Here is a 6,979-nt window from a genome sequence, read left to right as displayed (position 1 = left end):
GGGAGAGTAGGACACCGCCGAACAATTCTTGGGAAAACCCCCGCACTTCACGGTGCGGGGGTTTTCTGCGTTTCCGGCCCTTTGAGGAACGAGCCTTTTCGAGGCCGGCAGGGCCCCGCTCGGGTCAGAGCCGCCCTGCCGCCTTCAGGGCCAAATACGCATCGGCCAGCGCTGGAGCGAGTTCGTCCGGGGTCGCGTCCACCACGGTCACACCGTGGCGGCGGAGCTGCTCGGCGGTCCGATGCCTCTCGGCCTGCGCCCGCGCGGCGGCCGCTGCCTCGTACACCGACTCGGTGCTGCCTCGCGCTGTCGCCATGCGCGCGATGTGCGGGTCCGCCACGGATGCCAGCAGGACGGTGTGTCGCTGGGTGAGCTGCGGAAGGACAGGCAGCAGGCCCTGCTCGACCGGTGCCGCGTCGAGGGTGGTGAGGAGGACGATCAGGGAGCGGCGCGGTGCTGTCCGCAGTGCCGTGGCCGTCAGGCCCCGGGCATCGGTCTCGACGAGTTCGGGTTCGAGCGTCGCCATCGCGGCGACGACGGACGGCAGCACGTCGCGCGCCGTACGGCCCTGGACCAGGGCGCGGATCCGGCGGTCGTACGCCATAAGGTCCACGCGGTCGCCGGCCCGGGAAGCGAGGGCCGCCAGGAGCAGCGCCGCGTCCATGGCGGCGTCCAGGCGCGGCGCGTCGCCGACGCGTCCGGCGGAGGTGCGGCCGGTGTCGAGGACCAGGAGGATGCGGCGGTCCCGTTCCGGACGCCAGGTGCGGACCGCGACGGCGGACTGCCGGGCGGTGGCGCGCCAGTCGATGGAGCGGGTGTCGTCGCCGGGGACGTACTCGCGCAGACTGTCGAATTCGGTGCCTTCGCCGCGGGTCAGCACGCTGGTGCGGCCGTCGAGTTCACGCAGCCGTGCGAGCTTCGACGGGAGGTGCTTGCGGCTGGTGAACGGGGGCAGGACCCGTACCGTCCAGGGAACCCGGTGCGCGCCCTGGCGGGCGAACAGCCCCAGGGGGCCGTACGAGCGGACGGTCACGCGGTCGGCCTGCCGGTCGCCGCGGCGCGTGGGCGTCAGCCGGGTCGTGACTCGCCGGCGCTCGCCCGCCGGCACCGTGAGACGGTGCCGGGACGCTTCGGTCTCTGTGCCGGGCTGCCAGCTGCTGGGCGGCCAGGCGTCCCTCAGCCGTGCCCGGAGCGGGCGCCCGGACGGGTTGGTGAGGGTGAGCGTGACCTCGGCGGTCTCGCCCAGGCGCACGGAGGTGTCACCGGAGCGGGTCAGGACGAGGCGCCGTACGGGTGCCGCCAGCGCGAAGTCGCACGCGCAGGCCACGGCCAGCGGTGCGTTGACCGCGAGAAGGCCCGTCCAGCCGGGTTCCCAGATGCCGACGGGAATCGAGCCGAGGGCTGCGAGGAGGGCGGCGCGCCCGGTGAGGGCCATCAGCGGGGGACCGGGACGTGGGTGAGGACCGCGTTGATGACGGAGTCGGCCGTGACCCCCTCCATCTCAGCCTCCGGGCGCAGCTGGACGCGGTGCCGGAGGGTCGGCAGGGCGAGGGCCTTGACGTCGTCCGGGATGACGTAGTCGCGGCCGGTCAGCCACGCCCACGCGCGTGAGGTGGCCAGGAGGGCCGTCGCGCCGCGCGGCGAGACGCCGAGGGTCAGGGACGGGGAGTCGCGAGTGGCACGGCAGATGTCGACCACGTAGCCGGTGATCTCGGGGGAGACCGTCGTCCTGGCGACGGCGGCGCGTGCGGCTTCGAGGTCCGCGGGGCCCGCGACGGGGCGGACGCCGGCGGCGCGCAGGTCGCGCGGGTTGAAGCCCTCGGCGTGGCGGGTGAGGACGTCGATCTCGTCCTGACGTGAGGGCAGGGGGATGGTCAGCTTGAGGAGGAAGCGGTCCAGTTGGGCCTCGGGGAGGGGGTACGTGCCCTCGTACTCGACCGGGTTCTGGGTGGCGGCGACCAGGAACGGTTCGGGGAGTGGACGGGGCGTGCCGTCGACCGTGACCTGCCGTTCCTCCATGGCCTCCAGGAGGGAGGACTGGGTCTTGGGGGGCGTGCGGTTGATCTCGTCGGCGAGCAGCAGGTTGGTGAAGACCGGGCCGGGCTGGAAGGAGAACTCGGCGGTGCGGGTGTCGTAGACGAGGGAGCCGGTGACGTCGCTCGGCATGAGGTCGGGGGTGAACTGGACGCGTTTGGTCTCCAGTTCGAGTGCGGAGGCGAGTGCGCGGACGAGCAGCGTCTTGGCGACTCCGGGGACTCCTTCGAGCAGTACGTGTCCGCGGCAGAGGAGGGCGACGACGAGGCCGGTCACGGCGGGGTCCTGGCCGACCACGGCTTTGGCGATCTCGGCGCGCAGGGCCTCCAGGGAAGCCCGGGCGGTGCCCTGGTCCCCGGTGTACCCGGCGTTGTCAGTGGTCGGGTCCATCATGAACGGCGTACCTCTCTTTCGAGGGCGTCGAGTCGGTCGGAGAGTGCGATGAGGGCCGCGTCGTCACGGGGCGGCGGGCCGAACAGGAGGGCGTGCAGGGTCTGTCCGTCGCTCTGGAGGTGGGCGGACAGCGCCGGCAGCAGGGCCTCGGGTGCGTCTGCCTGGGCGACGGGGACGCCGGCCAGGGGGGCGAGGCGTGTGCGGGTGGTGGAACGCAGGGCGGCGGCCGCGCGGTCGCGGGCGTTGGCCTTGCGGTAGAGGCGGGCGCGGCCTTCGACGGTCTCGGAGGCGCGGATCGCGACGGGGAGTCGTTCGGGCACCAGGGGGCCGAGCCGGCGTGCCCGCCAGAGGGCGGCGAGGGCGGCGGCGATGAAGAGCTGCAGTGTGCCCCACAGCCAGCCCGGGGGGAGCAGGTCGAAGAGGTCCTTGCGGTCGTCGGTGTCGGCGGCCGGGGAATCGGAGAGCGAGGGGAGGTACCAGACCAGATGGGGGCGCGAACCGAGGAGCTGGAGAGCGAGCGAGGCGTTGCCCTGCTTGTCGAGACGGTCGTTGTAGAGGAGGTCGGGGGCGCCGAGGACGACGGTGTCACCGCCCCCGGAGGCCGCGGGGACCCGGACCAGGGTGGCCAGGCGCTGGCTGGGGTAGCACGAGTCGGCGTCGAGGTGGGTGGTGGTGTAGCGGATGCCGCCCGTGTCCGCGGTGCCCGCGCGCCGGGCGGCGGGCAGGTCGCAGTGGGGCGCGAGTGCCGAGCGGAAGCTGGTGGCGGGATCCGCGGTGACGCCGGGGGCGAGTCGCTCGACGGACGAGCTGCCCGCGGCGACGAGGACGGTGCGGCCACCCGAGTGGGCGGTGGCGGAGCGCAGTCGCGTCTGCTGCCGCTGGGTGAGCAGATCGGGGACGGCGACCAGGAGTGTGGTGCGCGGGCCGGCCGAGGCGCGGGCCTCGTCGAGCGTGGTGACCACGCGGGTGGTGACGCCCCGGTCGGCGAGGAGCGCGGCGACGGCCCGGCTGCCGTAGGGGTCGGCCGAGCGTGGGTCGAGTTCGCCGTGCCTGACGTCGGAGCGGACGACGGCGATCGCGACGGCGCCGACGAGGAGCAGCACCAGGGCGACGGCCACGCCTCGGGCGCGGTTCCACATCTGGCGTGCGGTGGGCGAGGCCGAGGTGGCGGGGGAGGTGGTGCCGGCGGTCATCCGGCGCCTCCCCGGCGGGCGGTGCCGGCCGTGCCGAGGGCGCTGTTCGCCAGGACCGGGCTGGTGCGTTCCAGGTCGCGGTCGAGTTCGGCGATGCGGTGGTACGACTGCTCGCTCGCTGTGCGCCCGCCGTATGTGACGTCGTCGAACTCGCGGGCGGAGGCGTGCAGCCGGTCCGTGTGCGAGGGCAGCGCGCGGCCGGCTTCGGCGGCGGCCTCGTCGGCCGTGCGGCCGGGACGGACGTCGAGCAGGACGCGTTCCTCGAGGGAGCGGACGATGGCGCGCATCCGTTCCTGGACCGCCTGGTTCCAGTGGCCCTGGGCGGCGTGTGCCTCGGCGGCCGCGCGGTGCTCGGCGGCGCTGCGCGGCCGTTCGTCGAACAGGGCCGCGGCCGAGGTCGGCCGGCGGAGCGGAGTTCCCAGGCGCCACCACAGGGCGGCCAGGACGGCGACGACGGCCAGGACCACGACGGCCAGGCCGAACCCTCCCCCGGGGGTCGCGGCGGAGGCGGCGCCGAGTGCACGGTCGACCCAGTCCCAGAAGGCGTTGAGGGCGCGTTCGAGGAGACTGGGGTCGTTCTCGTGGTACATCCGCTTGGACAGCTCGCGCCGTGCCGCTTCCCGAGCGGGGTCGCGTGGAGTGGTCACCGGTGGCTCGGCGCCGGAGTGCGCCAGTGCCATGAGAGTTCCCCCCGTAAGGCTCACCGCATCAGCTCCCCGGGGTCGGGGTCGTGCCGGTGCTGTGGCCCTGGACGCCGGCGGCGCGGGCCAGTTCGAGGTCGAGGGCCTCGCGGCGGATGCGCTGGTCGATGTACAGGAGCACGGTGACGCCCGCCGTGATCGGGAACGTGATCATGGAGCCGATCACCGAGCCGATGCCGCTGATGATGAGGAAGGTCCAGCCGAGGTCGCCGCCGGTGCCGTTGAGGAAGTCGGCGACGCTGTGGCCGCTGGCCGCGGCCGCGATCGTGGCGAAGGGGATGGCGATGATCGAGGCGAGGATGTTCGCGATGATCGCGGCGAGCAGCTGGATGCCCAGGACCCGCCACCAGGCGCCGCGGACCAGTTTCGCGGAGCGGCTCATCGACTTCACGATGCCCTGCTTCTCCAGCATCAGCGCCGGCGAGGCGAGGGAGAAGCGGATCATGAGCCACAGCACGACGACGGCGGCCCCGAAGACGCCGAGGACGGCGAGTGCGGCGGCGCCGTCCCCGCCGCCGGCGACCGCGACGAGGATGCCGGGCAGTGCGCCGCAGAACGCGATGCCGACGGCGATGAGCAGCAGCAGGAAGATGAGCCCGAACAGCTTCGGGAGCTGGGGCCGGGCGTCGCGCCAGGCCTCGCCGGTGGTCACCGGCTTGCCGAGTACGGCGCGGCTGGTCACGGCCGTCAGCAGGGCGGTGGCGACGATCGTGCCGAGCAGGGAGATCAGGACGACGGCGCCGGAGCTCAGCATGACGTCGCCCATCGCCCGGGTCACTTCGCTGAGGGTGGCGCCGGGGTCGTCGAGGACCGCGGTGTCGGTGCTGTCGTTGAGGACGAGCCCTTGGAGGAGGACGACGATGACCTCGATGACCACGGCGACGGTCAGGGAGATACCCAGGACCGTGCGCCAGTAGGTGCGCATGGTGGAGACGGCTCCGTCGAGGATCTCTCCCACGCCGAGCGGGCGCAGCGGGATCACGCCGGGCTTGACCGCGGGCGGGGGTCCGCCCCAGCCGCCGCCCCAGCCGCCGCCCCAGGCGCCGTATCCGGCGGGACCTCCGTAGCCGCCCGGGCCCCTGTGGCCGCCGGGACCTCCGTAGCCGCCGGGGCCTGCGGGCCCGCCGCCGGGATGCTGTCCGCCCCAGCCCGGGCCGGGGGGTGGCGGCGGTGCCTGGCCCGGGGCAGGAGCGCCGGTGGGCGCGGACCACTGGCCGGGTGGCGGTTGCTCCTTGGACCACTTCGAGCCGGGGTCCTGCGTGCCCGCGCCCGGTTCCCCGGCGGGCTGTGCGGGGCCCGGCCGGCCGGCGGGCCCGGCAGGTCGGGACGCGCCGGGTTCCTGTCCGTCGGACGGGGTGGATCCGGGCGAGGCCCAGCCCGGAGTGTCTTTCATCGAAGCTCCTTCACGGTGCCCGTCCGCGGTCGCGGCGGCAGGTTGGCTGCCATCGTGCCATGGGGTGGTCATCGGAGGGCCGGCCGCGGTGTGGGCTGTACACCTTCAATTGTCCGCCGGATACGGGGCAGACTGACGGCATGGCTGATCAGTACGCGCACGCCCGCGAGGACAACCGGCCGACCGAGAAATCGGCGATCCGATGGGAGGAGCCGCCCGAAGGCCCCGTGCTGGTCCTTCTCGACCAGACGAGGCTGCCGACCGAGGAGGTCGAGCTGGTGTGCACGGACGCGTCGGCGCTGGTCGAGGCGATCCGTTCGCTCGCCGTGCGCGGGGCTCCGCTGCTGGGGATCGCGGGGGCGTACGGTGTCGCGCTCGCCGCCGCGCGGGGCTACGACGTGGAGGAGGCCGCCGGGGCGCTCGAAGCCGCCCGGCCGACCGCGGTGAACTTGTCCGTCGGCGTGCGCAGGGCCCGGTCCGCGTACCGGGCCGCGCTCACCGGGGGCGGGGACGCCGGGCAGGCGGCCGCTGCGGCGCTCGCCGCGGCGCGGGCGCTGCACCGGGAGGACGCCGTGGCCAGCGCCCGCATGGCCGATCACGGGCTGGCGCTGCTGGACGAGCTGCTGCCCGGTGGCGTGCACCGGATCCTCACCCACTGCAACACCGGATCGCTGGTGTCCGGCGGCGAGGGTACGGCGTTCGCGGTGGCGCTCGCCGCGCACCGGGCGGGGCGGCTGCGTCGCCTGTGGGTGGACGAGACGCGTCCGCTGCTGCAGGGGGCGCGGCTGACGGCGTACGAGGCGGCCCGCAGCGGTATGCCGTACACCTTGCTGACCGACAACGCGGCCGGCTCGCTGTTCGCGGCCGGTGAGGTGGACGCGGTGCTGATAGGCGCGGACCGTATCGCGGCCGACGGTTCGGTGGCCAACAAGGTGGGGAGCTACCCGCTCGCGGTGCTGGCGCGGTACCACCATGTGCCGTTCATCGTGGTGGCGCCGGTGACGACGATCGATCCGGAGACGCCGGACGGGGCGGGCATCGAGGTCGAGCAGCGCCCCGCCTTCGAGGTGACCGAGGTCGTGGCACCGCAGATGCTGGTGACGGGCGCGGGCGGCGGTATTCCGGTTGCTCCCCTGGGGACCCAGGCGTACAACCCGGCGTTCGACGTGACGCCGCCCGAGCTGATCACTGCCGTCGTCACCGAGCGGGGGGCCGTCTCACCGGTGACGGCCGAGGCGCTCGCGGAGCTGTCCGCCCGCTGACCC

Annotated in this window: 6 protein-coding genes; 1 reads left to right on the top strand and 5 read right to left on the bottom strand. The window is 74.1% G+C overall.

What is annotated here, in order from left to right; translation table 11 throughout:
* Nucleotides 1-124 precede the first annotated feature (124 nt).
* The 5 genes from ABZX30_RS32055 to ABZX30_RS32035 are packed head-to-tail and all read right to left on the bottom strand — an operon-like array spanning nt 125 to nt 5,714.
* Nucleotides 125-1,435: a DUF58 domain-containing protein gene (locus tag ABZX30_RS32055; RefSeq protein WP_355939992.1), complete on the bottom strand. Its 1,311-nt coding sequence runs from the start codon at nt 1,433-1,435 to the stop codon at nt 125-127.
* On the bottom strand, nt 1,435-2,424 hold the full coding sequence (locus ABZX30_RS32050) for a MoxR family ATPase (protein ID WP_355939989.1): 990 nt from the start codon (nt 2,422-2,424) through the stop codon (nt 1,435-1,437). The genes ABZX30_RS32055 and ABZX30_RS32050 overlap by 1 nt, the downstream gene beginning before the upstream one ends.
* A complete protein-coding gene (locus ABZX30_RS32045; protein ID WP_355939986.1) occupies nt 2,424-3,620 on the bottom strand; it encodes a DUF4350 domain-containing protein in 1,197 nt (398 codons plus the stop codon). Before ABZX30_RS32045 ends, ABZX30_RS32050 begins: the two co-directional genes overlap by 1 nt.
* Complete coding sequence (locus ABZX30_RS32040; RefSeq protein ID WP_355939983.1) at nt 3,617-4,300, bottom strand: DUF4129 domain-containing protein; 684 nt, start codon at nt 4,298-4,300, stop codon at nt 3,617-3,619. Before ABZX30_RS32040 ends, ABZX30_RS32045 begins: the two co-directional genes overlap by 4 nt.
* A 28-nt stretch (nt 4,301-4,328) precedes the next feature.
* Nucleotides 4,329-5,714 (bottom strand): hypothetical protein, encoded by a 1,386-nt coding sequence (locus ABZX30_RS32035; RefSeq protein ID WP_355939980.1) that lies wholly within the window; start codon nt 5,712-5,714, stop codon nt 4,329-4,331.
* A 140-nt stretch (nt 5,715-5,854) separates the two neighbouring features.
* Here ABZX30_RS32035 and mtnA point away from each other — a divergent pair, with 140 nt between their 5' ends.
* The gene (gene mtnA, locus ABZX30_RS32030; RefSeq protein WP_355939977.1) at nt 5,855-6,976 is read left to right on the top strand and encodes an S-methyl-5-thioribose-1-phosphate isomerase; all 1,122 of its coding nucleotides are present in this window, start codon (nt 5,855-5,857) and stop codon (nt 6,974-6,976) included.
* Nucleotides 6,977-6,979: the final 3 nt, after the last annotated feature.

The organism is Streptomyces sp. NPDC004542, assembly GCF_040610035.1.
Lineage (GTDB): Bacteria > Actinomycetota > Actinomycetes > Streptomycetales > Streptomycetaceae > Streptomyces.
The sequence above is the reverse complement of the archived record's forward strand: the minus strand, read 5'-3'. Positions and strand labels throughout refer to the sequence as shown.

What these genes read in the sequence shown, in the direction of transcription:
- ABZX30_RS32050 (WP_355939989.1), bottom strand. Translation starts at nt 2,424, where the DNA reads ATGGACCCGACCACTGACAACGCCGGGTACACCGGGGACCAGGGCACC.
- ABZX30_RS32045 (WP_355939986.1), bottom strand. Translation starts at nt 3,620, where the DNA reads ATGACCGCCGGCACCACCTCCCCCGCCACCTCGGCCTCGCCCACCGCA.
- ABZX30_RS32055 (WP_355939992.1), bottom strand. Translation starts at nt 1,435, where the DNA reads ATGGCCCTCACCGGGCGCGCCGCCCTCCTCGCAGCCCTCGGCTCGATT.
- mtnA (WP_355939977.1), top strand. Translation starts at nt 5,855, where the DNA reads ATGGCTGATCAGTACGCGCACGCCCGCGAGGACAACCGGCCGACCGAG.
- ABZX30_RS32035 (WP_355939980.1), bottom strand. Translation starts at nt 5,714, where the DNA reads ATGAAAGACACTCCGGGCTGGGCCTCGCCCGGATCCACCCCGTCCGAC.
- ABZX30_RS32040 (WP_355939983.1), bottom strand. Translation starts at nt 4,300, where the DNA reads ATGGCACTGGCGCACTCCGGCGCCGAGCCACCGGTGACCACTCCACGC.